Below are 25,034 nucleotides of genomic sequence, written 5' to 3'. Positions count from 1 at the left end.
ATCGGACATACTGGAGTGGTTGTCCGAGGATCTGTGTGGGAGTTCGATGTCGAAGGTGTTGCGCCGGTGCGCTGCGGGAGTCGCGGCGGCCGCGGCGACGGTGGTGTTGGCGGGGTGTGAGCCGCTCGATTCGGCGCAGGCCGACGATGTCATGAGCTCGACGTCGACCGCGGTCGAGGCGCCGCGCTTCACCGAGCCGGAGACCACTGCCCCGAGCCTCCCGGAGACCACTCCCGACAGCCGTCCGCTGGACGAGCGGTCCACCGCCGCGCTGACCGCGCTCGCCGACCTGCCGGTGAAGGGACGCGCACCCAAGACCGGCTACTCGCGCGACCTGTTCGGCCAGCGGTGGAGCGACGACGTCGACGTCGAGTACGGCCACAACGGCTGCGACACCCGCAACGACATCCTGCGGCGCGACCTGACCCAGATCGCGACCAAGGCCGGCACCCGCGACTGCGTCGTGCTGTCGGGCACGCTGAACGACCCGTACACCGGCAAGACGATCGAGTTCGTCCGCGGATCGGACAGCTCCAGCGCGGTGCAGATCGATCATGTCGTCGCGCTGTCGGACGCCTGGCAGAAGGGCGCCCAGCAGCTGTCCTCGGACGAGCGGGCGAACTTCGCCAACGATCCGCGGAATCTGCTGGCCGTCGACGGCCCCACCAATCAGCGCAAGAGCGACGGCGACGCCGCGACGTGGCTGCCGCCCAACAAGAGCTACCGCTGCACCTACGTGGCCCGGCAGATCGAGGTGAAGGCCGCCTACCGACTGTGGGTGACCCAGGCCGAGAAGAACGCGATGACCCGTCTGCTCACCGACTGCGGCGGCGATGCGCCGGAGGCCACCGAGGAACCGGCCACGTCCGAGCGCACCACTGATCGCACCGCGGCCCAGCCGCGGCCGCAGCCGCTGGTCGAAACTCCCGATTCCGGCGGCTCCGCCTACTACGCCAACTGCTCGGCGGCCCGTGCCGCGGGTGCGGCACCGCTGCATGCCGGCGACCCCGGCTATTCGCGCAAGCTCGACCGCGACGGCGACGGCGTCGCCTGCGAGTAGGTCAGTCGCCCGGCTCCGGTGCCATCTCGGCGGCCGCCCGTCGTCGATGCGACACCGCCTCGACGGATTTGAGCACCGCCGACAGCACCGGCGCGCCCAGCACCATGCCGAGCAACCCCGCGACGGTGCCGCCGATGATCGTCGCCAGCAGCACCGAGATCGGGTGCAGCCGCAGCGATGAGCCGAGCGCCCACGAGCTGACGGCGCTCTGAATGGTGCCGTTGGAGATCAGGAAGGTGATGGCCATGATCAGCGCCGCCGTGGTGCCGCCGGAGCCGAACGCGATCAGAATCACGAAGCCGCCGGCGATCCAGGCCCCGAGGAACGGCACGAACGACAGCACGAAGTAGAGGATGAAGATCGGGATCGCCAGGGGCACGCCGAGCAGGACCAGCGGCACCATGAAGATCGGCGCCGTCAGCAGCGCGGTGATGGCGGTGCCGCGGAAGTAGCCGCGGATCGACGCGCGGGAGATCTCGGTGACCTCGGTGACCGTGTCCCGGTCCAGGCGGGTCGACGCCGCCAGCCAGTCGCCGAATCGTCGGCCGTCGCGCAAGACGAAGAACAGGAAGAAGAGCGCGAAGAAGGCACCCATGATCGCTGAGATCGCACCGTAGACGGTCGACGACACCGCGCCCAGGACGCCCTGTCCCACCGCGGGCGCGAGGTCCTCGACGGTGGCGCGGACACCGTCGATCAACGCGTCGTCCACGTCGAGCGACTCGAGCCACTTAGCCATGCTGTCCCAGCCGAGTTGCAGCTGCCGCTGGATCTCCGGCCACTGGTCGACGAAACCGCGGATCACGATCACGATGACGCCCACGAGCACGGCCAATGCCGTCAGCAGCGTGATCACCGGCGCCAAAGCGGCTGGAACCCGGTGGCGCACAAGGAAGTCGACCATCGGCTCCAAGACCACGCCGACGATCACCGCGATCACCAAGGGCACCAGGATACCGCTGACCGCCCCGATCGCGAGTGCGACTACCACGACCAACGCGACCATCCCGAGGACCGACCACGCGAAGACCCCGAGGCGGCGCACGCGTCTCAGGTCGATCAACTGCCGTTGCTTGCTCATACTTCCCTCACGCGCTGGCCCCGAACCGGCCGCCGAGGGTCGTCTCAGTATGCCGGACCTCAAGAAGGCCTTCAGACTTGACGTCGACTTCCGCCAGTGAACGGCGCATGTCGTGCGTAAACAGTGCGTGACCGCGGCCTATCCGCCCCGCGCACCCACCCTTCGTCGACATGGGATCAGCGCTGGTCGGCGGGCCCGAGAGAGACACTCGTGACTCGTGCCACAATCGGCGCGAAGTGTGATTTAGGGTAGCCTAACTTCCACGAAAGGGGTTGGCGTGTAACGCTTTTGGCACATCGATCGATGTGAACCGAACTCCGAAAGGACACGCAATGTTCCCCGCTCTGACCCAGTTCTTCAACGACTTCACCGTCTTCGGCGGCGACCTGCTGCACATCGCCATCACCTTCGGTTTCGGCGCCTGATCTAGCGCCACAAACCTGTCGGAGGACACTCACGCCGCCCGCCCCATTCGGGGCCGGCGGCGTGAGTGTTTGTAGAGCGCCGGACAGCACTGCCGTCTGGTGCAGTCACCAGGCGACTGCGCCAGACGGCAGAGTGCCGCCAATGATGCAGGAACCGCCCTCCCCGGAATCCAGGAAGGGCGGTTTTCGGTGGAGCTAGGGAGAATCGAACTCCCGACCTACTCGATGCGAACGAGTCGCGCTACCAACTGCGCCATAGCCCCGTGCTCGTCCTCGGGAAGCCCCTCGGATGAACCGTGCACCAGTTTAACCGGCTGCGCGCGGTAGGTGAAAATCGGGGTCCGCGCGGGGACAGGTAGCGTCGACGGCATGGCCTTGAACGACGCGCAGATCGTCACGATTCTCGACCGCACCGTCGCTGTCGCCGACCCGATTCTGGATGTCCTGGCGCACAGCGATCCGTTCGACCTCAAGCGGCGGACGCACGCGCGCTTGTTGGACCGGCTACCGCTGTCCCCCGGCAACGCCGCGGTCGCCGCACTGCAGGCAGCCGACTGGCCGGGCACCGCCGGCTGGGACGCGCTGAGCATGAACCAGCGGGCCGACTGGTGGGTGGATCGGATCGGCGCGGTCAACACCGTCGCCGTCGCCTTCCCCAGCATGTTCGGTGCGTGGACACGAAAGGTTCCGATCGGCGCCTTCCTCGGCGCCGCGAGCCAGGCCCTGATGGTGCTGGCGGTGGGACGCGAATACGGCGTCGTCGATCGCGCGGAGCAGATCGCCATGCTGGGGTCGGTGCTGTTCGGGCGCGAGGTGTCCGCGGCGTGCGCGAAACCCGCTGTGCGACAAGAGTTTCCCGAGGACGGGTCGGCGCTCGCCAAGGCCGTGCTGAAGGGCCTGTGGGACATCGCCTGGGGGCTGCGCAGCCTCGACAAGGCGCTCGGCGCACGACCGCAGGCACCGCGCCTGATCAGCTCACTGATGTGGCTGCCACTGGTCGGCGGCCCGGCCGCCTATCTCGGCGAGCGCGTAGCGCTGTGCCGGGCGGTCGGCGCCAGCCGACAGTGGATCGTCGATCACCGCACGGCGATCGACGTGTGAATCAGTCGTCGTCTTCGGCGTCGGCCGCAGCGTTGCGCTCGGCCGCGATCTCCAGTGCGCGACGCGCGTCGTCCTCGGTGGCGTACGGGCCCATGCGGGTGAGGGCGTGGGTCGCCTTGCCCTGGCTCACTTCACCGGTGGAGACGTCGTAGTACCAATCGCCAGTCAATCCGCTCATGTCCCCCACCTTAGACGGCGTGACGGTAGTCGTCGGCGATCTGCGCGTCGTTCGCGTAGGCGAAGTCGTAGGTCGGCAGGTGATCGAACGACGGGTCCTCGTCGTCGAGTTCCAGCACCACCATGCCGCCGGGACGACGACGCACCGGCGAGGCCGGCATCTCCGGACGGACCGCCAGGTCCCGCTCCTGCTCGCGGCGCAGACGCTCGTCCTCCGCGGCGTGGCGACGCAGACGCGCGGCACGCTGCGCGCGGTACTGCTGCTCGGCCACCGCCGTACGACGCAGGAAGTAGAGGTACAGGCCGGACAGGACCACCATCACGCCGGTCGCGAGGTAGCCGTAGGGCTGCCAGAAGAAGCAGCTGGCGATGGCCAGCACGGTTGCCGCGACGAGTCCGGCCACGATCCGCTGCCGCTCGCGGTACCGGCGGGCGTCGCGCTCGGCGATCGCGTCCGGCGTGTACGCGCGTCCACGCAGCTCCCGGGGCTTGGCCTCCGGGCGCGCGGGAACGTCTTCGTCGTCGAGGTCCTCGTCCGTGGCCTCGTCGTCATACTCGTCGTCGAGGTCGTCCTCGTACTCGTCGTCCAGATCGTCGTCGAGCTCGTCGTCAAGGTCCTTGTCGAGCTCGTCGTCAAGGTCCTCGTCGAGCTCGTCTTCGAGGTCTTCGTCGAGTTCGTCCTCGAGACCCTCCTCGACGTCGTCGTCCAGGTCCTCGTCCAGCTCCGCCTCGGCCGGCTCCTCGACGGTCTCGGCGTCCACGATGTCGTCCTCGGCGACCTCCACGGCGTCGAGCACATCGGTCACCTCGGCGGCGAGCTCGACATCGTCGACGTCGGCCGTCTTCACAGCCGGCTTCTCCACTGCAGTTTCGTCGATCGCGGAATCGTCCATGGGGGTCTCCTCGAGAACCGGTCGCTGGAGGGCGGGCGAGGTACGGGCGGGTTTACGCACATAGGAGGGGTCGCTCGGGTGCCGTCCGGCGGAACGACGACCGGCCGTGGCGCGTTGACCACCGCGGTGCAGCAGGCGCGTATTGGCCGCCGCCTCGGTGGTCTTGCGCACCTCGGGCCGACCGCGCAACACCATCGGCAGCAGGATGAACAGCCAGGCCACGATGAGGAAGATCCACAACACCGACGAATTCACCGAACGACCTCCGCTTCTGCTCCGATTTGCCGACACTCGACCACATTTCAACCTAGGTCCGCGCACCGCCGCGATCGCTCAGGCGCGCCGCAGGCCCCAGCGAATTCTCATGAGCTACGGTGAGAACGTGACCGAGAACGCAGTCGAGTGCCGCGGCGTGACCGTCAAGCGGGGCAAACACGTGGCGATCGACGACGTCGACGCGGTGGTGCCGCGCGCGTCCATCACCGGCCTCCTCGGGCCGTCCGGTTGCGGCAAGACGACACTGATGCGCGCCGTCATCGGCTCCCAGCGCAACGTGCAGGGCACGGTCACCGTCTTCGGTCTGCCCGCAGGCTCGGCGGCGCTCCGCTCCCGCCTCGGCTATGTCACCCAGGCCGCGTCGGTCTACACCGACCTCTCGGTGCGCGAGAACATCGTCTACTTCGCCCGCCTGCAGAACTCGACGGCCAACGTCGACGAGGCGCTCGCCGCCGTCGATCTGCTCGACGTCGCCGACCAGCGCGCCAAGAACCTCTCCGGCGGCCAGCTCCGGCGCGTCTCCATCGCCGGCGCGCTCGTCAGCCGCCCGGATCTCCTGATCCTCGACGAGCCGACGGTGGGTCTGGATCCGGTGCTGCGCGCCGACCTGTGGCAACGTTTCCGCGCGCTCGCCGACGCCGGCACCACCCTGCTCGTGTCCAGCCACGTGATGGACGAGGCCGACCATTGCGACGGCCTGATTCTGCTGCGCGACGGCAAGCTGGTCGCCACCACCACCGCCGCCGAGATGCGCAGCGACACCGGCGAGGAGAGCCTCGACGAGGCCTTCCTGAAGATCATCACCGAGCAGGGGGCGGCGTGAACCATCTGCGCACCACGGCGGCCACCGTCGTCCGCGTGCTCCAGCAGTTGCGCGCCGACCCGCGCACCATCGCCATGCTGTTGGCGATCCCGCTGGTAATGCTGGTGCTGCTCTACTACATGTTCGCGGCGATGCCCGACGTGCCCGGCCAGCCCACCCACTTCGATCGGGTCGCCACCGCCATGCTCGGCATCATCCCGTTCATCGCGATGTTCCTGGTCACCTCCATCGCCATGCTGCGCGAGCGCAGCTCCGGAACTCTGGAGCGCGTGCTCGCGACGCCGATGAGTAAGGGCGCGCTGATGGGCGGCTACACGCTGGCCTTCGCGCTGTTCGCCGCCGTGCAGGCGGCCCTGACCTGCTGGCTGGCGTTCGGCGGCTTCGGTCTCACCATCGCCGGTTCCGCGGGCGGCGTGATCGGCGTGTGCATTCTGATCGGCGTGCTCGGCGTCGCGCTGGGCCTGCTGTGCAGCGCCTTCGCGCAGACCGAGTTCCAGGCCGTGCAGTTCATGCCCGCGATCGTGTTCCCGCAGCTGTTCGTGTGCGGCCTGTTCGTACCGCGCAACCAGATGCCCGACTGGATGCAGTACCTGTCCGACGTGATGCCGCTGACCTACGCGGTCCAGGCGCTGCAGGAGATCCGCGACCACGCCGCACCGACCGGCCTGCTGTGGCGCGACGTCGGCATTCTCGCGGCCTTCGCGGTGGCCGCGCTGGCATTGGGCGCGGTGACGCTGCGCCGTCGCACCCCCTGAGCCAGCTCAGGCGCGGTCGTCGCAGTTCGCTGCCGAGGCCACGCCTCCCGGGAACATCAGGAACGGACACATCATCATCAGGCGTCGACCCTGGTCGCCCGTCCGGCGCGCACCAGTGTGTCGACCGCACTGTCGGCCACCTCTTCGACGGTGATGGCGAACAGCAGGTGATCGCGCCAGCGATTGTTGACGTCCATGTACCGCTTGAGCAGGCCTTCCTCGCGGAAGCCGACCTTGCGCAGCACTGCCTGGGAACCGCCGTTGGTCGGCTGCACCGTGGCGTCGAGGCGGTGCAGCCCGACCGGGCCGAAGGAGTGGTCCACCCCGAGCGCGACCGCGGCCGAGGCCACCCCCTGCCCGCTGAAGTCGTCGTCGACCCAGTAGCCGATCCACGCGCTGCGCACGGCGCCGCGCTGGATGTTGCCGACGGTCAACTGTCCGGCGTACCGGCCGTCCACCTCGATCACGAAGGGCAGCACGTTCCCGCGCTTGGCCTCGGACTTGAGGACCGAATGCAACGGCGGCCACGCCGACGGCTCATGCCGCCGATTCCACGGCCCCACCCCGGTGGGTTCCCACGGCAACAGGCTGTTCTGATTCTTGATCCGCAGCCGACTCCACTCTTTGCTGTCGCGCATGCGGATCGGGCGCACCGTGACCACCCCGGCCTTCACACGCAGCGGCCCCAGGGTCGCCGGCCATCCCGGGTTGCTCGGCGAATCGACCAGCCATCTCAGCATGGGGCGATCCTAATCGTCGCCGAGCAGCCGCCGATCACCCGCGTTGGGCCAAGAACATGACCTCGACGCGATCGCCGGTCTCCAACTCCTCGACGTCCTCGTCGACGACGATCAAACAGTTCGCGTCGGCCAGTTCGGCGAGCAGATGTGAAGTGCCCGTCGGTGATTCGCCGATCACCTGCACCAGGTACTCACCCGACCGCTCGTCGCGCATCAGTTGGCCGCGCAGATAGCCGGTCCGGCCGGCCACCGAGGCGATCGGACCGATGGTACGAGCGCTAACCGTCCGCCGACGCGGATGACGCTTGCCGAGGGCGATCCGGATCAACGGCCGGACCATCACCTCGAAGGTCACCAGCGCACTGACCGGGTTGGCGGGCAGCCAGAAGGTGGGGATCTCATCGCGCCCGAGCAGTCCGAAACCCTGCACCGAACCCGGATGCATGGCGATCCGACCGATCTCCATGTCGCCCAGATCCGCCAGCGCCTCGACCACCTCCTGCGAGGCCTGTCCGCCCACCGAGCCGCACAGCACGACGATCTCCGAACGGATCAACTGCGCCTCGACCACTTCGCGCAGCCGGTCCTTGTCGCGGACGGCCACACCCACGCGGTGCACGTCGGCGCCGGCGTCGCGCGCAGCGGCCGCCAGCGCGTAGCTGTTCACGTCGTACACCTGGCCCGGGCCGGGATCGCGGTCGATGTCGACCAGTTCGTCGCCCACCGTGATGATCGCGACGCGCGGCCGCGGATGGACCAGCACCCGGGAGCGGCCGACGGCGGCCAGCAGCCCCACTTGGGCCGGGCCGATCACCGCACCTTCCCGGACGGCGACGTCGCCGGGCACCACGTCGTCGCCGATGCGCCGCACGTACTCGCCGCTCTCCACACCGTGCCCGATCATCACGCGCTGCATGCCTCCGTCGGTCCACCGCAGCGGCACCACGGCGTCGGCGAGCGTGGGCATCGGCGCTCCGGTCGCGACCCGGACGGCCTGCCCGGGCTGCAGCCGCGTCGGGGTGCGCGACCCCGCGGCCACCTCACCGACCACCGGCAGGGTCACCACCAGATCGTCGCTGTCGTCGGGGCGGCTCACGTCGAGGCCGCCGGCCTCGAGATCGGCCATCTCCGCGGGCGCGGACGTTCCCGCCAGGGCCACGTCCACCGCACGCACCGCGTAGCCGTCGACGGCCACCTGGTCGAAACCGGGCAACGGCTCGGTGGTCATCACTTCTTCGGCGCACAGCAGACCCTGCGCCTCGGAGATGGCCACCTGGACCGGTCGCGGGGCCACCACCGAAGCGGCCACCAGGCTCAACTGGTCCTGCACCGAGCGCATGTCATCTCCTCACCGCCGGCGAAAACCGGCGTCCGCAGCGGGCTCCGAATCGAGGTTAACCATCGTGCGCCGCCTGGTCCTGCAGGCGCGCGGGCTCGCCGCGCTACTGGTCGAGACGCTCGCGCAGCCAGGCCCGCAGTTCCGGCCCGTAGTCGTCGCGGTCCAGGGCGAAATCGACGGCGGCCTTGAGGTAGCCGCCGGGGTTGCCCAGATCGTGCCGGGTCCCGTGATGCACCACGACGTGCACCGGCTCCCCCTTCTCGATGAGGAGCGCGATCGCGTCGGTCAGCTGCAGTTCGCCGCCGGCGCCGGTGGTGATCTCGCGCAGCGCATCGAAGATCTTCCGATCCAGGATGTATCGGCCGGCCGCGGCCAGGTTCGACGGCGCCTCGTCCGCCGCAGGCTTCTCCACCATGCCCTTGACCCGCTTGACGTGCGGGGTGGCGGGGTCGGCGTCCTCGACGTCGAAAACGCCGTAGGCGCTGATCTTCTCGTCGTCCACCTCGATCGCGCACAGCACACTGCCGCCGTACTCGGCCCGAGTCCGAGCCATCGCACTGAGCACGCCGCCGGGCAGGACCAGGTCGTCGGGCAGCAGGACCGCGATGGCGTCCTCGTCGTCGCCGAGCGCGGTTTCCACGCAGCCCACCGCGTGCCCCAGCCCCAACGGCTGGTCCTGGATCACCGAGGCCACTTCGAGCAGCGACGGCGCATTGCGCACCTTGGCGAGCATCGACTCCTTGCCGCGGGCGGCCAGGGTGTGCTCCAGCACCAGGTCTTGCACGAAGTGCGCGACGACGCCGTCCTTGCCGGGCGAGGTGATGATCAGCAGCCGTTCGGCGCCGGCCGATTTGGCTTCCTCGGCGACCAACTCGATGCCCGGGGTGTCCACGACGGGCAACAGTTCCTTCGGCACCGTCTTGGTGGCAGGCAGGAAACGAGTGCCCAAACCGGCGGCGGGCACCACTGCGGTGCGCGGGATCTTCGACTGCGACATGTCGGTCAGCTTACTGCCGCCCTCTGGCAGGATCGGACGCGAGTGAAGGGACTCCCCGAGATGACGACGTCGGACAAGAACGCGCTGCGGACCGAACTGTTGGCAGCCCGCGATGCGATGAGCCCGTTCGTGCTGTCGCAGGCCATCGGCGATCTCGCCGAGTGGATGTACAACCTGCCGATCGAGGTGGCCGCCGGAGACACCGTCGCCGCGTACGTGCCCACGCGCCGCGAGCCGGGCGGAACCGCCATGCTCGACGCCCTGGTGGACCGCGGGCTGCGCGTGCTGCTGCCGATCGTCCCGGAGGGCGACCCGCAGCGTCTGCAGTGGGGCGTCTACCGCGACGAGCAGACCCTCACCGAGGGGCGCTGGAATCTCCTTGAGCCGCAAGGACTTCGGTTGGATCCGGACACGCTGGTGGAGGCCAAGCTGATTCTGGTGCCCGCGGTCGCGGTGGACCGGCGCGGCGTGCGACTGGGCCGCGGTGCCGGCTACTACGACCGCACGCTGGTGGGCATGCCGGGCCAGATCGTGGTGGTGGTGCACGACACCGAGGTGGTCGACGGCGAACTGCCCGAGGACCGGTACGACGTGCGCGGGCAGTGGATCCTCACGCCGTCCGGCGGCTTCCGCCCCGTCGACTGACCCCGCCCGGCGGCGTACCCGTTAGGACGCAGTGGTGCTGCTGCTGCTCGACGACGAGGACGACGTGCTCGACGACGAACTGCTGCTGCTCGAACTACTCGACGGGACCGAACCCTTGCGCGAGTCGGTGCGGTAGAAGCCGCTGCCCTTGAACACCACGCCGACGGAGTTGAAGAGCTTGCGCAGCTTGCCGTCGCACTGCGGGCAGGTAGTCAGCGCATCGTCGGAGAAGGCCTGCTGAATGTCGAACTTGTTGTCGCAGTCAGTGCACGCATAGCTGTAAGTGGGCACGAAAACCTCCGGGGGATCAAAGACTGTCGTCCAGTGTAACCGCTGCTGGCACTCCCCCATTCCGAGTGCCAAGCCGAGGGCAATCCGCACATTGTCGAACGTGGTGTGTCACACTCGCACCCTGGCCGGGGCACCGGTCTACGAGCCGAACCCACTTTCGGAGACCGGAATGACCGAAACGCTGTCGACCCTGAACAGTTACATCTGGAGCAACGCACTGGTCTACCTGTGCCTCGCGGCCGGGATCTTCTTTTCGGTCCGGACCAGATTCGCGCAGATCCGGCTGTTCAAGGACATGCTGCGGCTGATCTGGCGCGGTAGTTCCTCCGAACAAGGCATCTCGTCGTTCCAGGCGCTGGCGGTGTCGTTGGCCGGCCGCGTCGGCGCGGGCAACATCGTGGGTGTGGCCACGGCGATCGCGTTCGGCGGGCCGGGCGCACTGTTCTGGATGTGGGGTATGGCCTTCCTCGGGGCCTCGACGTCGTTCGTCGAGTGCACGCTGGGCCAGATCTACAAGACGCGCGACGCGGTGACCGGCGAATACCGCGGCGGCCCGGCCTTCTACTTCCGTCAGGCACTGGCCCACACGCGCGGCCGCGGCTTCTTCAAGGTCTACGCGTGGATCTTCGCCCTCGTCACGCTGATCGCGTGCGGCATCCTGATGCCCAACATCCAGGCCAACTCCATCTCCGATTCGATGCACAACGCCTGGGGCGTGGAGAAGTGGGTGGTGGGCACCATCACCGCCGCGCTGCTCGGCTTCGTCATCATCGGCGGCGTCAAGCGCATCGCCGCCTTCGCGTCGATCGTGGTCCCGGCCATGGCGACGGTGTACATCGTGCTGGCCCTCATCGTGGTGCTGATCAACGCTGGCGACGTCCCCGAAGTGATCCGCCTGGTCTTCTCCAGCGCGTTCGGCGCCGACGCCGCCTTCGGCGCGATCATCGGCTCGGCCATCATGTGGGGCGTCAAGCGCGGCATCTACTCCAACGAGGCCGGTCAGGGCACCGGGCCGCACGCCGCCGCGGCGGCCGAGGTGAGCCACCCCGCCAAGCAGGGCCTGGTGCAGTCCTTCGCCGTCTACATCGACACGCTTTTCGTCTGCTCGGCCACCGGCTTCCTGATCCTGGCGACCGGCGCCTACCGGGTGTTCAACGACGAGGCCGAGGCCGGCGGCGTGATGGCCGAGGGCGGCGGCCTGCCGATCCATGTGCCCGGCCAGGAAGAAGTGGGATCGGGCTACGTGCAGCACGGTTTCGACACCATCTGGGCCGGGGCCGGGGCGTCGTTCGTCGCGATCTCGCTGGCCTTCTTCTGCTTCACCACCATCGTCGCCTACTACTACATGGCCGAGGTGAATCTGCGCTTCATGCTGGGCGAGAAGGCCAAGCTGTACATCCGCCCGCTGCGCAGCACGGTCGGCGAAAATCTGCAGATCCTGCTGCAGGCCGTGATCCTGGCCTCGGTGGTCTACGGCGCGATCGCCACCGCGAAGGACGCCTGGACGCTCGGCGACATCGGCGTCGGCACCATGGCGTGGCTGAATCTGCTCGGTATCTTCGTGATCCAGGGTCCGGCGCTGAAGGCCCTGCGCGACTACGAACGGCAGCGCAAGGCCGGAGTGGATCCGGTCTTCCGCCCGCAAGAGCTCGGTATCCAGGGCGCCACCTTCTGGGAGACGTACACCGGACCTCCGTCGCGCGAACAGAAGGTTCCGCTCGGCTGAGCCGCGCAGTTCGATGGACCGCGGCTACTCGATGAGCTGAATGTTGCGGTCGACGATGCCGTCGCGGTTCATGTCCGCGTGTCGCGGGTGTTTGGCGTCCCACCGCAGCAGGGCCCCGCCCAGCACCGCCGCCAGCAGCGAGCCGAACAGGATGCCGACCTTGGCCGCGGACGTGTGACTCTCCGCCGCGCCGCCGGTGAACGACAGCTCGGCGATCAGCAGCGCGACGGTGAAGCCGATGCCGCACAGCAGGCCGATCGGCACGAGGTCGCGCACGCCGATCGCGTCGGGCAGACGCAGCGGAGTCGTGCGGGTCACCACCCAGGTGGTGCCGAGCACGCCGGCCACCTTGCCGACCACCAGTGCCACCACGATGCCGATGCTGACCGGCTGCACCAGGTCGTCGGCGCCGACCACCGTCACACCGGCCGCGGCGAACGCGAACAGCGGCAATGCGATGCCCGACGACCACGGCGTCAGCACTCGGCTGCCGGTGATGGTGCGCGGCAGGATCTCCCCGTGCAGTGCCACCGCCGGCACGGTGAAGCCGAGCAGCACGCCGGCCACGGTCGCGTGCACACCCGAGGCGTGCACGAAGGCCCAGGCGACCAGCGCGATCGGCAGCAGCAGCCACCAGAAGAAGATCCGCTGCCGGACCAGGAAACCGAAGACGACGACGCAGCCCAGGCCCGCGGCGAGCATGCCGAAGTCGATGCTCTCGGTGTAGACCGTCGCGATCACGATGATGCCGAGCAGGTCGTCGACCACCGCCAGGGTCATCAGGAACACGCGCAGGGCGATCGGCAGGCCGCGCCCGAAGACCGCGAGGACCGCCAGGGCGAACGCGATGTCGGTGGCCGCGGGGATCGCCCAGCCGTGCGTGGCATCGGGGGCGGTGGGGGCGACGATCGCCAGATAGAAGAGCGCGGGCACCACCATGCCGCCGACCGCGGCCGCGACCGGAACGCCGGCGCGACGCGGGTTACGGAGACTGCCCGCCACGAACTCGTGCTTGAGTTCCATGCCGACCACGAAGAAGAAGATCGCGAGCAGCCCGTCGGCGGCCCACTGCGACAGGGACAGGTTCAGGTGCAGCGCCGACGGCCCCACCTCGATCGCCAGCAGCGACGCATAGCTGTCGCGCCACGGCGAGTTCGCCCAGATCAGAGCAACCACGGCGGCGGTGAACAACAAGATCCCGCCGCTCACATCGCGGGCGATCCAGCCCTTGAAACGTCCGGTGAATTTGAGCGGTGCCATGTGGACATCCTTCCATCGACAGGCCCCGGCTGTGGAAACGAGACTGCACAGGCCAGCTCCGGAGCCGTACGTTCCGGACATGAGACAACCGCCGTGGCAGCGCCGTCGTCCCCGGTCACGGCACTTGCGCGCGGTCACGGTGCGACGCGCCGCCGCCGTGTCCCTGCTGCTGTGCGCCACTGCCCTGCTGCTCGTCGATCGCAGCCAGGTACGCACCGACGCCGTGGTCGTCGCCGCGCACGACCTCCGCCCCGGGCAGGTGCTCACCGCAGGCGACGTGGCCCTCACCGAGGTGCCCGCCGGCAGCGCGTTGCCCGGGACGTTGCACGAGGCCGCCGCCGCCGTCGGCAGTACCGTGTCCGGTGCCGTGACCGAGGGCGAGGCGATCACCGGCACCCGGTTGCTCTCGTCCCGGCTGCCCGCCGCGCTCACCGGCGACCCGCGCGCCCGCTTGGTGTCGGTTCGTCCGGCCGACCCGGCGGTGACCGGTCTGCTGCGCACCGGTGACGTGGTGGATGTGGTCGACGAGGACGCGAACGTACTGGCCGCGGGGGCCGTCGTCGCTGTTCCGGCCGAGCCGATCCTGCTGGCGGTCCCCGAGACGGCCGCGCGACGCGTCGCCGCAGCAGGCCTCGTTAATGCACTGACGCTGGTGTTTCACTGAGTTACACTCAGTCCCGTGCTCAAGGGATTCAAGGAATTCATCCTTCGGGGGAACGTCGTCGAGCTGGCCACCGCCGTCATCATCGGCGCCGCCTTCACCGCGATCGTCACCGCATTCACCGACAAGATCATCGCCCCGCTGCTGGCCGCTATTCCGACCGGCCAGGACTGTGGTCAGACGATGGACACCGGCGGGGAGACGGCCCAGAGCGCCGCCGTGCAGGTCTGTGGCCTCTCCTACCAACTGAACGACGCCGACGCCGCGACCAAGATGGACTTCGGCGCCGTCATCGCCGCCGGAATCAACTTCGTGATCGTCGCCGCGGTGGTCTACTTCATCATCATCGTGCCGTACAACAAGCTCAACGAGCTGGCCGCGCTGCGTCGCGGCGCCGACGCCGGCGAAGAGGCCGAGGAGACCGAGGTCGGTCTGCTCACCGAGATCCGCGACCTGCTGGCCGCGTCGGACGCCGCTCCGGCCGCGAGCCTCGGCGGCGGCCTGCCGTCCCCGGCCGGGGACAACCTCCCGCCGGCCGACGGACCGCGCCACTCGCGCTGACCCGACCTGCTCGACGAACCGTCGTCCGCGCCTCTTCCGGGGGTGCGGACGACGGTTTTTTCGATGGGCAGGGTACCCTTAGTCCGACAGGTGTACGCCGCACCACATCAGCTTTCAGGAGATACACCATGACCGTTGCTTCGCTCGCCCCCTCCGAACTCGTCATCCTGCCGCTGTCCGCGGCGATGAAGCAGGGCTCGGCGAACGAACACGAGCAGGCGGAGCAGTCCGCGTTCATGGACGCGCTGCTCGGCGGTCGGGTCAGCAAGGCCGGCTACCTCGCCTACCTGCGCACACTGCGCCCGGTCTACGCCGCGCTGGAGAGCGTGGGCCGCGACCTCGCCGCCGATCCGATCGTCGCGCCGATCTTCGACGCCGGGCTCGATCGCCTCGCCTCGATCGATGCCGACCTCGAGCAGTGGGCGCCCGGTGAGGACCAGTCGATCGAGTCGCCCGCCGCCGACGCCTACGCCGCCGCGATCACCGAGTCGGCGTCGTGGCCCGGCCTGTACGTGGCCCACCACTACACCCGCTACCTCGGCGACCTGTCCGGCGGCCAGGCCGTCGGCGCTCTGGTGAACCGGGCCTTCGACCTCGACGGCAAGGGCCTGGACTTCTACGACTTCGCCGAGATCGGCAAGAACAAGCCGTACAAGGACGACTACCGCACCAACCTCGACGCCATCGGCGCCGAGCTGTCGGAGACCGACCGTCTGCACGTGGTCGACGAGGTCTGCAAGGCGTTCCAGCTGAACCAGGGCCTGTTCGCCGAGCTCGCCGGCAAGCTGGAACTGCCCGCGAACTAGTCGGCCAGGACCCCGGTGCGGAAGAAGTCCGCCAGCTGCGCGGCATACGGCGCCGGGTCCAGGCCCTCGCCGACGACCCACTCGTCGGAGTAGTACTTGTCCAGGTACCGGTCCCCCGAGTCACAGAGCAGGGCGACGACGCTGCCGCTGCGCCCCTCGTGGAGCATCTCCGCGCAGATCCGGTAGGCGGCCCACAGGCCCGTGCCGGTGGACCCACCGACGCGTCGGCCCGTCGTCGCCTCCAACTGCCGCAGTGCGGCGATCGTGGCGGCATCGGGCACCACCATCATGCGGTCGATCGCGGTCGGTAGAAAGCTGGGTTCCACGCGCTGGCGTCCGATGCCTTCGATCCGCGAGCCGACGTCGGTCCGGGTGCTCGCATCCCGGTCGCGCCAGCCGGGAAAGAAGGCCGAGTTCTCCGGATCGGCGACGCAGACGCCCGTGCGCCGTCCCGTATAGGCCAGATAGCGCGCCATGGTGGCCGACGTCCCGCCGGTGCCCGCGGTGGCCACGATCCACTCCGGCTCGGGGAAGCGTTCCAGAGACAGCTGCGCGAAGATCGACTCGGCGATGTTGTTGTTGCCCCGCCAGTCGGTGGCCCGTTCCGCGAAGGTGAACTGGTCCATGTAGTGCCCGCCGGTCTCGGCAGCGAGCTGCTGAGCCACCTCGTAGACGCGGCTGGGATCGGCGACGAGGTGGCAGTCGCCGCCCTCGCGTTCGATGAGGTCGATCTTCTGCCGGCTGGTGCTCTCGGCCATCACCGCGATGAATCCGACGCCGATCAGCTTCGCGAAGTAGGCCTCGGACACCGCCGTCGACCCGCTGGAGGCCTCGATCACCGGCGCGTCCCGCCGGATCCAACCGTTGCAGAGTCCGTACAGGAATAGCGATCGCGCGAGCCGATGTTTGAGCGACCCGGTCGGGTGCGTCGACTCGTCCTTCAGATACAGGTCGATGTTCCACTCGGCGGGCAGCGGAAGCGCGATCAGATTGGTGTCGGCGGACCGATTGGCCTCGGCCTGAATCCTGCGGACCGACTCGGCCACCCACCCGCGGTGGTCGGCGTCGTAGCGGTTGAGGTCGACGGTGGATCCCATACCGCTGATCCTGCCACGACGATCCGATTCCCCACCGAACACTGCAGCCACGCCCGATCGGACGTGGCTGCAGTGTTTGTTGGTACAGGCGGGTCAGCCGATGCTGAACGGACGCCCGTAGAGGGTGATGTTGCCCTTGAACTCGGCGTTCGCGACCTTCACGTTCACCAGTGCTCGCGCCTGGGCGAAGCCCGCGCAGCCGTCGACGCCGAAGCGCTCCTGGCTGTAGGCCACACCGCCGCGCTGGCCGGTGAAGGTGAAGCTCTCGACGGGCTGGCCGCTGATCGACGCCTTGATCACCGGGACGAACTTCGCCGCACCCGGGGCCAGCGTGAAGCCGCCACCGACGCCGGAGCCCTTATTGAGCGGCGTGTCGATCGGTATGGGAGTTCCATCCGGTCCCGGCACCGAGGTGGAGAACTGGTCCTTGGAGAGGCTGGTCAGGCCGATGTTGCCGTTCGACCTAGCCCCGAAGTCGAGCTGGCAGCCGATCAGGTAGCCGGTGGTCACCGTGCCGCCCTTGAGTGAGCCGGTGGTGGTGACGCGGACCTTGCCCGAGACATGCACCTCGCGACTGGTCGGCACGTGGGCGACCGGTCGCTGCACCGTGAAACTCTCGTCGAACAGGCGGATCGAGACGCTGCCGCCGGGGACCTTCTTGGCGCCCGAGGCGCCCGGAAGCGGTGCGGCTTCCGCGGTGCCGGTCGTCACGACACCGGTGGCCAGCGTGCCGACCACCGCCGCAGCAGCGACCAATCCGAGCGTGCGTTTGCGCGCAATCATCATCTGCTATCCGAGGCTGAAGGGCTTGCCGTACATGGTGATGTTGCCCTTGAAGGTGTCGGTGGAGACCTTGACGGTCACCTTGGCCATGGCTTCGGCGTAGCCGGCGCAGCCGTCGACGCCGAAGCGCTCCTGGCTGTAGGCGACGCCACCGCGAGCATTGTTGAAGTCGAAGCTGTTGACGGGATTGCCGCCGATGGAGGCCTTGATGACCGGCACGTAGACAGCCTGCCCCGGTGCGATAGCGGCCGTGCCCGTGACGCCGCCGGACGGAGCAAAGGGGGACGCATTGCCGGAAGGGTTGAAGGTATAGGTGCCGCCGCCGCTGACACCGCCGCCGGCGTCGAAGCTCAGCTGGCAGCCGACGAGGTAGCCGACGTTGATGTTGCCGCCCTTGACGCCGCCCTTGGTGGTGACGGCGACCTTGCCGGAGACCTGCACCTCGCGGGAGGTGGGGACGTTGGTCACCGCGCGGGTGATGCGCGCCGACTCGTCGAACAGGCGGATGGTGACGCTGCCTTCATCGAAGCTGCGGGTCTTGGTCGCACCCGGCAGGTTCTTGGCCTCGGCCACACCCGCGGTGACGCCGGTGAGGGCGATCATCGCGGCGCCGGCCACGGCGACGGGGGCCACGACGCGCTTGGTCAGATTCTTCATGTCAGGGTCCTTTTCGCGAGTGGCGGATCAGTTGAGGCTGAAGGGCTTGCCGTACAGGCTCGACTGCACGAAACCGCTGTTGCCGGAGAGGGTGCCGTCAGCGGTGGACATGCCGTCGGCCGCCATCACGGTGACCACCGAGCGGGCCGACGCGTAGCCGCCGCACTGCTGGACGTCGATGTGGAAGCTGTCGACCATCAGGGTGGCCTTGCCCTTGGTGATAGACATGTTGTCGCTGCGGATCAGCGCGACCTGGCCCGGCGAGAGCGGAATCGAGAGGGTGCCGCTGAGCGTCGCACCGCTCAGCGTCAGACCGCCGGACAGACCGCCCTGCAGGCCGGCGATGTCCACCTGGCAGCCGACGAGGTAGCCGACGCTCATGGTGCCGACACCCTTGTTCAGGGTGGCCTTGTAGGTGCCGGAGACGGCGGCGGCGCGGCCGGCGCCGTTGTTGGCGACCGACGGCATCGGGTAGGCGCGCTCACCGGTGCGCTTGATGGTCACCACCTGGCCGTCGATGCCGGACGACTTCTTGACGCCGTTGGGCAGCTTCGCGGCATCCGCGGTGCCCGCGCCGGTGAGCAGGGTGGTCGCGCCGAGCGCACCGATCGTCGCGGCGATCAGGGACGAACGCAGGAAATGCTTGCGCATGGTAATTCTCCTCGCTGGTCAGCAGCGCGCACGGCATGACGGTGTGCGACGCCAGTCGAGAGAAACCGTATCCGATGTGTCACGCCGCTCACCATCAGCCTGAGAAATTCCCGTCAATCAGAGGAATAGTTCTCGATGAACGGATAAGGAGGTGCGACCAGCGGCAGCACGCCGCGTGCCCGATAGCCGGTGGCCACGGCCTAGCCGTGGTGCGGCGGGGTGTTCTGCTCGTACCAATCGCGTCCGCGCGCAGTGTGAGCAGACTCACCCGCGTCCGCCGTCGTTTCCGGGACCACATCCCCGAAAACCGCGTCGAGACGACGCCGTCGCTCCCACTCCGCCTCGGCCGGAACGTCGCTCTCGCCCGTCGGCGGCGCGGCGTCGTCCCTAGAATTCACTGACCTGATCGATGATGAAGCGCGAGAGCGGGATGAGGGTCGCCATGCCGTCGCGGACGGCCGCCCGAGAATCTGCGAGGTTCACCACCAGGGTCTGCCCGGAGATACCGGCCAGACCGCGGGAGAGGCCGCCGTCGGTGGCTCCGGCGGACAGCCCGGACGAACGCAGCGCCTCCTCGATGCCGCGGAGCCGGCGGTCGAGCAGCGGTTCGGTGGCTTCCGGCGTCACATCGCGCGCACGCACGCCGACACCGCCCACCGAGACCACGAGGTCCACGCCGCCGATCACGGCGGTGTTGAGCGCGTTGCGGATCTCCACTTCGTCGCCGAACACCGCGACGGTGGCATCGACGTGGAAGTGTCCCTCTTCCAACAGCTCTCCGACGAGGGCACCCAGCCGACTCGGGTCGCCGTCTTCGGCGATGCGGTCGTCGACCACCACCACCAGTGCGCGAAGCAGCGGCTCCGCGGGCTCGGCCGCGCTGTCGATCAGGTCACGGGCGGCGGCGTCGGCCTCTGCGTCTGCTGCGTCGATCATGTCGAACCTCTCCTCGCTCCGAGCCGACCGAAATCGGCTCAGGACTCTCCTAGTTTCACGGTAACCGTCTGTTCGCGGCCCTGGTGGGTGTAGGTGATCTTGACCGTCTCACCCGGAACCTGCGAGCGGATCGAGGCCACCAGGGCCTCGGACGAGACGATCTTGGTGTCGTTCACCGCGGTAATGAGGGCGCCCTCGGGAATCCGGGCCTCCGCCGCGGGACCGTTCGCGACCACGCTCTGGACGAGCGCGCCGGGCTGGGTCGCATCCGGGCCCGGACGCACGTTGACGCCGAGATTGGCGCGCGTCACCTTCTGGCCGGCCATCAGCTGCTTGGCCACGCGCATCGCCTGATCGATCGGGATGGCGAAGCCGAGGCCGATGGAACCGACCTCGCCCTGCCCGCCACCCACGGTGGCGATCGCGGTGTTGATACCGATCAGCGCGCCCGACGAATTAACCAGGGCGCCACCGGAATTACCCGGGTTGATCGCGGCGTCCGTCTGGATCGCGTTGATCACCGATTCGATGGAGCCGTCGGCGCCGCCGGTGGTGACCGGACGGTTCAGCGCACTGATGATGCCGGTGGTGACCGTGCCTTCCAGGCCCAGCGGGGAACCGATGGCGATGACGTCCTGACCCACCGAGAGGTTGTCGGACGCACCGAGCGTGATCGGCGTGAGACCGGAGCTGTCGGCCTTGATCACCGCGATGTCCGACGTCACGTCGACGCCGACGACGGTGGCCTTGGCCCGCGAGCCGTCGCTGTAGCTCACCAGCACGTTCTCCGCGGGCTTGTCGCCGCCGGCGAGGATCACGTGCGCGTTGGTCAGAATGGTGCCGTCGCTTTCCAGCACCACGCCCGAGCCGGACCCGCTCTGCCGACCGTTGGACACCCCGATGGACACCACCGAGGGCAGCACGCGCGCCGCCACGTCCTGCACCGAACCGGGCTTGGCCGGCGGCTGGGTGCTGACGCGGGTGCTCGGCGAACCGGCGAGCACCTCCGGTGCATCGGCGCCCGAATCGCCCCGCGTCGCGATGACGCCGACCACGCCGCCGAGCAGACCGGCGGCCAGCGCCAGGACGGCGACCATCGCCACCCACATCGGCCCGCGACCCTTCTTCTGCGGCCCGTCCGGTGCGCCCTGCTGCGGCGGCACCGGCGGCTGCGATCCGGGTGGTGGCGGCACCACCGGCTGCGCGCCGGTGTTCGGTCCATAGGGACCGACGCCCGCACCGTAGGCGAGCGTCGGTTGCGGCTGGTGCGGCGCGGGCTGCCGCGGGGGCGGTGCGCCGTACCCGGCCTGCTGGCCGTAGTGCGGTGCCGGGGGTACCGGAGGCATGCCGCTCGCGCCGGGCGCGGGGTGCCCGCCGGGGGGTGCGTACGGATTCGGATCGTCGTCGCGGGGTCCGCGGTCTGTCATGGCGTTCACCTTAGAAGGTTTTCCTGTGAGGGTGCTCAAGGGTTCCTGCCGACACGCCCAGAGCCCCACGGTCGACGATCAGCGGCGGACCAGCATCGGGTCGGGCTCGGTGTGCACCGGACTGCCCGGCAGCGTGATCCGGATCAGAGCGCCGCCCTGCTCCGACTGGCCGGCCGAAACGGTGCCGCCCAGGCGCACCACCACCTGGCGTACGATCGCCAGGCCCAGGCCGGACCCGGGCATCGAGCGCGTCGCCGCGGCCCGATAGAAGCGCTCGAAGACCAGCTCGCGATCCTCCGGCGGAATGCCGGGACCGGCGTCGGCCACCGTGAGCTCGGCGATCTCCGGACCGGTCTGACGCAGACGGATCTGCACCGCGCGGCCCGGCGGACTCCACTTGGCGGCGTTGTCCAGGACGTTCAACACCGCGCGGGACAGGCCGGCGGCCTCGCCGAAGACGAACCACGGCTGCGTGTCCATCTCGAAATCGACGTCGGTGCGACGACGCCGCACCCGTACCAGCGCCTCCTCGATCACCTCGGAGATCTCGCACTCCTCGAAGACCGCGGTGGACGAATCGTCGCGGGCCAGGTCCACGAGGTCGCCGACGAGGGTGGACAGCTCCTCGATCTGCGCCATCACGTCCGATCGCAGTTCGATCATGTCGGCGGCCGGGACCTGACGGGCCCCCGGCTCGGAGGCGGCGATGAGCAGTTCCAGATTGGTGCGCAGCGAGGTGAGCGGCGTCTTCAGTTCGTGGCCGGCGTCGGCGACCAGCCGCGCCTGCTGATCGCGCGACGAGGCCAACGCGGCCAGCATGGCGTTGAACGATTCGGTGAGGCGGACCAGTTCGCCGGTGCCGCTGACCGGGATGGGACGCAGGTCCTGGGTTTTGGCGATTCGTTCGACGGCGCCGGTCAAGCGGGTCACCGGCCGCAGTCCGGCGCGGGCCACCGCGGTGCCCGCGGCCGCCGCGAACGCGACACCGATGCCGCCGGCCACGAAGAGCACCGAGGCCAGTCGGTTGAGGATCGCGTCGGTGCGGTCCAGGCTCTGCGCCAGCACCAGGGTGCTGCCGTCGGACAGTTTGCGCGCCAGCACGCGGTGGTTGCCGACCGTCCGCAGGCTCTGGGCGGGACTGTCCCCGGGGTCGGACGTGGCGATCTCGCGTTCGACGGACTCGAACGGGACCTCGCCGACGCTGAAGACGCGGCCGTTGGGCTGCACCAGCGCGATGGTGATGTTGGTGGAGAACACCGTGCCGGTCAGGAGTCGGCTCGGCTCCGACAGCTGACCGGTGTTGGCCAGCACCGTCATGCCGTCGGCGCGCACGGTGAGCTGAGAGTCGACGTCCTGGTACAGCGCGCGATAGACGAAGACGTAGGTCGCGCCCGCCATCAGGGTGGCCGACAGCACCACCACGGCCGCGACGAGCAGGGCCACCCGGGTGCGCAGGGACACCCCGCGAGTCAGCGCGAGGGGGCTGCGCATGGGGCGACCGGAAGTCCGGGAACTCACGCCGGCACGACCTGCCTCACGGCGCGTTCTCGCGCAGCACGTAGCCGACGCCGCGCACGGTGTGAATCAGTCGGGTCTCGCCGTCGGCTTCGGTCTTGCGTCGCAGGTAGCCGATGTAGACCTCCAGCGCGTTGCCGGACGTCGGGAAGTCGTAGCCCCACACCTCTTCGAGGATCCGGCTGCGCGTGAGCACCCGGCGGGCATTGGCCATCAGCATCTCCAGCAGTGCGAACTCGGTGCGGGTCAGACTGATCTGCCGCTCGCCGCGCGTCACCTCCCGGGTCACCGGGTCGAGCGTCAGGTCCTCGAAGGTGATCGCCTCGGAGTCGAGGTCGTCGTCGCGGGTGGTGCGCCGGGACAGCGCGCGCAGCCGGGCCAGCAGTTCCTCCATCGCGAACGGCTTGGGCAGGTAGTCGTCGGCGCCGGCGTCCAGGCCGCTGACCCGCTCGGACACCGAGTCGCGGGCGGTCAGCACCAGGATCGGGAGGTCGTCGCCGGCCGCGCGCAGACGACGGCACACCTCCAGCCCGTCCAGGCGCGGCATCATCACGTCGAGCACGATCAGGTCCGGCCGGTCGGCCACCACCTTCTCGAGTGCTTCGAGTCCGTCGCCCGCCGTCTCCACGGTGTACCCGTTGAAGGTCAGGGACCGCCGCAGGGACTCGCGGACGGCCCGGTCGTCGTCGACCACAAGGATGCGCATGCCTACAGTCTTATCCCTCCGGGCTTAGAGCGCACTGAGGGCGCGCCGCACATCCGCGGTCAGCGACGACGACGCCCGGCCGCGGCGAGCATGTCGGACAGCTCGGTGAACTTCACGCGCGGGCGCCCCTGTTCCCGGCCCCGCTCACGCTCGGACCGATCGATCGCCGCGATGCCGCGGTAGCCGACCACCGCGCGCTGCCGGGTGCGCAACAGCGCCTCGAACTCGTCGGCGGTGGCCGCGGTCCGGTCCAGGGACCCGGCCGCCGCGTCCTCCAGGAACTTCTCCACGGTCGCGACGGCGTGCAGCTTGTTGGCGCCGATGCCGCCGACCGCGCCGCGACCGGCCCAGCCGAGCACGTAGACGCCCTGCAGCACGGCGCCGGCGTCGTCGAGCATCCGGCCCTCGTCGTTCGGAAACGTGCCGCGGTCGTGATCGAACGGCAGCCCGGCGATGGGCGACGACCGGTACCCGATCGAGCGCACCAGCAGATCGGCGGCCACGTGGTGCTCGCGACCGGCGGTCGCGACGGTGACGTTCTCGACGCGGCCGGCACCCTCGGCGCGCACCGGCGCGGAGTGGAAGAGGAAGACGATGCGTCGTCGCGCCGGGTCGGCCGGGCCGCTCAGGACCGGGATCGGGCCGTCGGCGGCGTCGTGCACCACCACCTGCACACCGTCGATCACCGAGAGTGCGCGGTATTCGGCGGCCGAGTAGGCGGCCGAATCGGGGCCGCGGCGTCCCAGCACCACCACCTCGTGGAGGTTCTGCTCGGCGAGCAGCGCCAGCGCCCGATCGGCGATGTCGGTGCGCGCCAACTGTTCCGGCGGCGACACCAGAATGCGCGCCACGTCGAGGGCGACGTTGCCGGTGCCCACGATCACCGCGCGGCCGCTGCCGCCGGCGGCCAACGGCGGACCGTCGGCGCCGGGCACCGCGTTGTACCAGGCCACCAACTCGGTGGCCGACGTCGATCCGGGCAGCTCCTCCCCCGGAATGCCCAGTGCCTTCGGGTGCGCGGCGCCGACCGCGTAGAACACGGCGTCGAAGTGCTCGGCGAGTTCGGCCGGCGTCACCTCGCCGGCCGCGACGTCGCCGCCGATCCGGACGTTGGTCGCCATGGTCACCGCACGATCGCGGTACAGCCGGTCGAACGTGGCCATCACGTCCTTGGTGCTCGGATGATCGGGCGCGACCCCGGCCCGGACCAGTCCGCCCGGCGTGGGCAGCGCGTCGAACACGGTGATCCGCGCCCGGGTGCGGTTGAGCAGGGTCCGCAGGGCGTAGCCGCCGGACGGGCCGGTCCCGACCACGGCCACCCGCAGACCGTCCGGCAGCCGCGGAATGTCGGGGTAGACCACGTCGGTCCAGCCCGAGGTGATGTCCGGGTTCGCCGCGTAATAGTCGGCGTTGACCTCCGCGAACACCCGGTCCCGCGGCGCGAGGTTCTCGATCGGGAAGATCGCGTTGACCGGGCAGGCGTCGGCGCAGGCGCCGCAGTCGATGCAGGCCACCGGGTCGATGTGCAGGATCTCCGAGGTGCCGAAGCCGCGTTCTTCCGGCGTCGGATGGATGCAGTTCACCGGGCACACCGAAACGCAGGCGGCGTCGCTGCAGCAGGACTGGGTGATGACGAAAGCCACGG

26 protein-coding genes and 1 tRNA gene are annotated in these 25,034 nt (G+C 69.2%); 9 read left to right on the top strand and 18 right to left on the bottom strand.

All coding sequences use genetic code 11. The features are described 5' to 3' along the window. Window positions 1–46 precede the first annotated feature (46 nt). Window positions 47–1,060, top strand: a complete 1,014-nt coding sequence (locus tag MUG78_RS09700; RefSeq protein ID WP_246994293.1) for a GmrSD restriction endonuclease domain-containing protein — start codon at window positions 47–49, stop codon at window positions 1,058–1,060. A 1-nt stretch (window position 1,061) separates the two neighbouring features. Here MUG78_RS09700 and MUG78_RS09695 read toward each other — a convergent pair whose 3' ends face one another. Continuing rightward, window positions 1,062–2,141 (bottom strand): AI-2E family transporter, encoded by a 1,080-nt coding sequence (locus tag MUG78_RS09695; RefSeq protein WP_246994291.1) that lies wholly within the window; start codon window positions 2,139–2,141, stop codon window positions 1,062–1,064. A 615-nt stretch (window positions 2,142–2,756) separates the two neighbouring features. Further along, a tRNA-Ala gene (locus MUG78_RS09690) sits at window positions 2,757–2,829 on the bottom strand. A gap of 106 nt (window positions 2,830–2,935) precedes the next feature. Here MUG78_RS09690 and MUG78_RS09685 point away from each other — a divergent pair. Beyond that, complete coding sequence (locus tag MUG78_RS09685; RefSeq protein ID WP_246994289.1) at window positions 2,936–3,667, top strand: hypothetical protein; 732 nt, start codon at window positions 2,936–2,938, stop codon at window positions 3,665–3,667. Between the two features lies 1 nt (window position 3,668). On the opposite strand, the gene MUG78_RS09680 is transcribed toward MUG78_RS09685, so the two are convergent. Together MUG78_RS09680 and sepX are read right to left on the bottom strand one after the other, a co-directional pair. Continuing rightward, window positions 3,669–3,845, bottom strand: coding sequence for a hypothetical protein (locus MUG78_RS09680; RefSeq protein ID WP_246994287.1), 177 nt, complete (start codon window positions 3,843–3,845; stop codon window positions 3,669–3,671). Between the two features lie 10 nt (window positions 3,846–3,855). Beyond that, on the bottom strand, window positions 3,856–4,992 hold the full coding sequence (gene sepX, locus MUG78_RS09675; RefSeq protein WP_246994285.1) for a divisome protein SepX/GlpR: 1,137 nt from the start codon (window positions 4,990–4,992) through the stop codon (window positions 3,856–3,858). 127 nt (window positions 4,993–5,119) lie between these two features. Here sepX and MUG78_RS09670 point away from each other — a divergent pair, with 127 nt between their 5' ends. Together MUG78_RS09670 and MUG78_RS09665 are read left to right on the top strand one after the other, a co-directional pair. Further along, a complete protein-coding gene (locus tag MUG78_RS09670; RefSeq protein WP_246994284.1) occupies window positions 5,120–5,836 on the top strand; it encodes an ABC transporter ATP-binding protein in 717 nt (238 codons plus the stop codon). Next, entirely contained in the window at window positions 5,833–6,591 is a 759-nt protein-coding gene (locus tag MUG78_RS09665) for an ABC transporter permease (RefSeq protein WP_246994282.1), read from the top strand. Before MUG78_RS09670 ends, MUG78_RS09665 begins: the two co-directional genes overlap by 4 nt. A 77-nt stretch (window positions 6,592–6,668) precedes the next feature. Here the strand turns inward: MUG78_RS09665 and MUG78_RS09660 are convergent, their stop codons facing one another. From MUG78_RS09660 to MUG78_RS09650, 3 genes are all read right to left on the bottom strand, one after another. Then, entirely contained in the window at window positions 6,669–7,331 is a 663-nt protein-coding gene (locus tag MUG78_RS09660) for a GNAT family N-acetyltransferase (protein WP_246994280.1), read from the bottom strand. 34 nt (window positions 7,332–7,365) lie between these two features. After that, window positions 7,366–8,670 (bottom strand): molybdotransferase-like divisome protein Glp, encoded by a 1,305-nt coding sequence (gene glp / locus MUG78_RS09655; RefSeq protein ID WP_246994278.1) that lies wholly within the window; start codon window positions 8,668–8,670, stop codon window positions 7,366–7,368. Window positions 8,671–8,773: 103 nt separating this feature from the next. Next, entirely contained in the window at window positions 8,774–9,667 is an 894-nt protein-coding gene (locus MUG78_RS09650) for a UTP--glucose-1-phosphate uridylyltransferase (protein WP_246994276.1), read from the bottom strand. A gap of 60 nt (window positions 9,668–9,727) precedes the next feature. Between MUG78_RS09650 and MUG78_RS09645 the strand changes: the two genes are divergently transcribed. Then, entirely contained in the window at window positions 9,728–10,312 is a 585-nt protein-coding gene (locus MUG78_RS09645; RefSeq protein WP_246996951.1) for a 5-formyltetrahydrofolate cyclo-ligase, read from the top strand. A 21-nt stretch (window positions 10,313–10,333) separates the two neighbouring features. On the opposite strand, the gene MUG78_RS09640 is transcribed toward MUG78_RS09645, so the two are convergent. Continuing rightward, a complete protein-coding gene (locus tag MUG78_RS09640; protein WP_246994274.1) occupies window positions 10,334–10,603 on the bottom strand; it encodes an FmdB family zinc ribbon protein in 270 nt (89 codons plus the stop codon). 169 nt (window positions 10,604–10,772) lie between these two features. Here MUG78_RS09640 and MUG78_RS09635 point away from each other — a divergent pair, with 169 nt between their 5' ends. Beyond that, window positions 10,773–12,329 (top strand): alanine/glycine:cation symporter family protein, encoded by a 1,557-nt coding sequence (locus MUG78_RS09635; protein WP_246994272.1) that lies wholly within the window; start codon window positions 10,773–10,775, stop codon window positions 12,327–12,329. 24 nt (window positions 12,330–12,353) lie between these two features. Here the strand turns inward: MUG78_RS09635 and nhaA are convergent, their stop codons facing one another. Then, window positions 12,354–13,589: a Na+/H+ antiporter NhaA gene (gene nhaA / locus MUG78_RS09630; protein WP_246994270.1), complete on the bottom strand. Its 1,236-nt coding sequence runs from the start codon at window positions 13,587–13,589 to the stop codon at window positions 12,354–12,356. A 79-nt stretch (window positions 13,590–13,668) separates the two neighbouring features. Here nhaA and MUG78_RS09625 point away from each other — a divergent pair, with 79 nt between their 5' ends. The 3 genes from MUG78_RS09625 (at window position 13,669) to MUG78_RS09615 (ending at window position 15,617) form a co-directional block, all read left to right on the top strand. Further along, complete coding sequence (locus MUG78_RS09625) at window positions 13,669–14,253, top strand: SAF domain-containing protein (protein WP_246994268.1); 585 nt, start codon at window positions 13,669–13,671, stop codon at window positions 14,251–14,253. Between the two features lie 15 nt (window positions 14,254–14,268). Beyond that, window positions 14,269–14,811 carry an MscL family protein gene (locus tag MUG78_RS09620; protein WP_372493180.1) on the top strand — a complete coding sequence of 181 codons (543 nt, stop codon included), beginning with the start codon at window positions 14,269–14,271 and terminating at the stop codon, window positions 14,809–14,811. A gap of 128 nt (window positions 14,812–14,939) precedes the next feature. Next, window positions 14,940–15,617: a biliverdin-producing heme oxygenase gene (locus tag MUG78_RS09615; protein WP_246994265.1), complete on the top strand. Its 678-nt coding sequence runs from the start codon at window positions 14,940–14,942 to the stop codon at window positions 15,615–15,617. Here the strand turns inward: MUG78_RS09615 and MUG78_RS09610 are convergent. The 9 genes from MUG78_RS09610 to MUG78_RS09570 all read right to left on the bottom strand — a co-directional run bounded on the left by MUG78_RS09610 (window position 15,614) and on the right by MUG78_RS09570 (window position 25,032). Beyond that, window positions 15,614–16,714 (bottom strand): PLP-dependent cysteine synthase family protein, encoded by a 1,101-nt coding sequence (locus tag MUG78_RS09610; RefSeq protein ID WP_246994263.1) that lies wholly within the window; start codon window positions 16,712–16,714, stop codon window positions 15,614–15,616. The genes MUG78_RS09615 and MUG78_RS09610 overlap by 4 nt on opposite strands. A 93-nt stretch (window positions 16,715–16,807) precedes the next feature. Then, entirely contained in the window at window positions 16,808–17,500 is a 693-nt protein-coding gene (locus tag MUG78_RS09605) for an MspA family porin (protein WP_246994261.1), read from the bottom strand. Between the two features lie 3 nt (window positions 17,501–17,503). Beyond that, complete coding sequence (locus tag MUG78_RS09600; RefSeq protein ID WP_246994259.1) at window positions 17,504–18,154, bottom strand: MspA family porin; 651 nt, start codon at window positions 18,152–18,154, stop codon at window positions 17,504–17,506. A 27-nt stretch (window positions 18,155–18,181) separates the two neighbouring features. Continuing rightward, a complete protein-coding gene (locus tag MUG78_RS09595) occupies window positions 18,182–18,805 on the bottom strand; it encodes an MspA family porin (protein WP_246994257.1) in 624 nt (207 codons plus the stop codon). Window positions 18,806–19,192: 387 nt separating this feature from the next. Continuing rightward, the gene (locus MUG78_RS09590) at window positions 19,193–19,741 is read right to left on the bottom strand and encodes a MogA/MoaB family molybdenum cofactor biosynthesis protein (protein ID WP_246994255.1); all 549 of its coding nucleotides are present in this window, start codon (window positions 19,739–19,741) and stop codon (window positions 19,193–19,195) included. 38 nt (window positions 19,742–19,779) lie between these two features. Then, complete coding sequence (locus MUG78_RS09585) at window positions 19,780–21,168, bottom strand: S1C family serine protease (RefSeq protein WP_246994254.1); 1,389 nt, start codon at window positions 21,166–21,168, stop codon at window positions 19,780–19,782. Between the two features lie 78 nt (window positions 21,169–21,246). After that, window positions 21,247–22,659 (bottom strand): HAMP domain-containing sensor histidine kinase, encoded by a 1,413-nt coding sequence (locus MUG78_RS09580; RefSeq protein ID WP_246994252.1) that lies wholly within the window; start codon window positions 22,657–22,659, stop codon window positions 21,247–21,249. Window positions 22,660–22,702: 43 nt separating this feature from the next. Beyond that, window positions 22,703–23,389, bottom strand: a complete 687-nt coding sequence (locus MUG78_RS09575) for a response regulator transcription factor (protein ID WP_246994250.1) — start codon at window positions 23,387–23,389, stop codon at window positions 22,703–22,705. A 59-nt stretch (window positions 23,390–23,448) separates the two neighbouring features. After that, entirely contained in the window at window positions 23,449–25,032 is a 1,584-nt protein-coding gene (locus MUG78_RS09570) for an FAD-dependent oxidoreductase (RefSeq protein WP_246994248.1), read from the bottom strand. Window positions 25,033–25,034 lie beyond the last annotated feature (2 nt).

Origin of the sequence: Gordonia alkaliphila, from assembly GCF_023017165.1 — a bacterium.
Taxonomy (GTDB): Bacteria; Actinomycetota; Actinomycetes; order Mycobacteriales; family Mycobacteriaceae; genus Gordonia; species Gordonia alkaliphila.
Note: the sequence above shows the minus strand (reverse complement) of the source record. Positions and strands in the feature narration are given on the sequence as shown.

What these genes read in the sequence shown, in the direction of transcription:
- MUG78_RS09575 (WP_246994250.1), bottom strand. Translation starts at nt 23,389, where the DNA reads ATGCGCATCCTTGTGGTCGACGACGACCGGGCCGTCCGCGAGTCCCTG.
- MUG78_RS09645 (WP_246996951.1), top strand. Translation starts at nt 9,728, where the DNA reads ATGACGACGTCGGACAAGAACGCGCTGCGGACCGAACTGTTGGCAGCC.
- MUG78_RS09660 (WP_246994280.1), bottom strand. Translation starts at nt 7,331, where the DNA reads ATGCTGAGATGGCTGGTCGATTCGCCGAGCAACCCGGGATGGCCGGCG.
- MUG78_RS09600 (WP_246994259.1), bottom strand. Translation starts at nt 18,154, where the DNA reads ATGAAGAATCTGACCAAGCGCGTCGTGGCCCCCGTCGCCGTGGCCGGC.
- MUG78_RS09585 (WP_246994254.1), bottom strand. Translation starts at nt 21,168, where the DNA reads ATGACAGACCGCGGACCCCGCGACGACGATCCGAATCCGTACGCACCC.
- MUG78_RS09700 (WP_246994293.1), top strand. Translation starts at nt 47, where the DNA reads ATGTCGAAGGTGTTGCGCCGGTGCGCTGCGGGAGTCGCGGCGGCCGCG.
- glp (WP_246994278.1), bottom strand. Translation starts at nt 8,670, where the DNA reads ATGCGCTCGGTGCAGGACCAGTTGAGCCTGGTGGCCGCTTCGGTGGTG.
- MUG78_RS09615 (WP_246994265.1), top strand. Translation starts at nt 14,940, where the DNA reads ATGACCGTTGCTTCGCTCGCCCCCTCCGAACTCGTCATCCTGCCGCTG.
- MUG78_RS09605 (WP_246994261.1), bottom strand. Translation starts at nt 17,500, where the DNA reads ATGATGATTGCGCGCAAACGCACGCTCGGATTGGTCGCTGCTGCGGCG.
- MUG78_RS09610 (WP_246994263.1), bottom strand. Translation starts at nt 16,714, where the DNA reads ATGGGATCCACCGTCGACCTCAACCGCTACGACGCCGACCACCGCGGG.
- MUG78_RS09595 (WP_246994257.1), bottom strand. Translation starts at nt 18,805, where the DNA reads ATGCGCAAGCATTTCCTGCGTTCGTCCCTGATCGCCGCGACGATCGGT.
- nhaA (WP_246994270.1), bottom strand. Translation starts at nt 13,589, where the DNA reads ATGGCACCGCTCAAATTCACCGGACGTTTCAAGGGCTGGATCGCCCGC.
- MUG78_RS09680 (WP_246994287.1), bottom strand. Translation starts at nt 3,845, where the DNA reads ATGAGCGGATTGACTGGCGATTGGTACTACGACGTCTCCACCGGTGAA.
- MUG78_RS09580 (WP_246994252.1), bottom strand. Translation starts at nt 22,659, where the DNA reads ATGCGCAGCCCCCTCGCGCTGACTCGCGGGGTGTCCCTGCGCACCCGG.
- MUG78_RS09625 (WP_246994268.1), top strand. Translation starts at nt 13,669, where the DNA reads ATGAGACAACCGCCGTGGCAGCGCCGTCGTCCCCGGTCACGGCACTTG.
- MUG78_RS09650 (WP_246994276.1), bottom strand. Translation starts at nt 9,667, where the DNA reads ATGTCGCAGTCGAAGATCCCGCGCACCGCAGTGGTGCCCGCCGCCGGT.
- MUG78_RS09695 (WP_246994291.1), bottom strand. Translation starts at nt 2,141, where the DNA reads ATGAGCAAGCAACGGCAGTTGATCGACCTGAGACGCGTGCGCCGCCTC.
- MUG78_RS09685 (WP_246994289.1), top strand. Translation starts at nt 2,936, where the DNA reads ATGGCCTTGAACGACGCGCAGATCGTCACGATTCTCGACCGCACCGTC.
- MUG78_RS09635 (WP_246994272.1), top strand. Translation starts at nt 10,773, where the DNA reads ATGACCGAAACGCTGTCGACCCTGAACAGTTACATCTGGAGCAACGCA.
- MUG78_RS09590 (WP_246994255.1), bottom strand. Translation starts at nt 19,741, where the DNA reads ATGATCGACGCAGCAGACGCAGAGGCCGACGCCGCCGCCCGTGACCTG.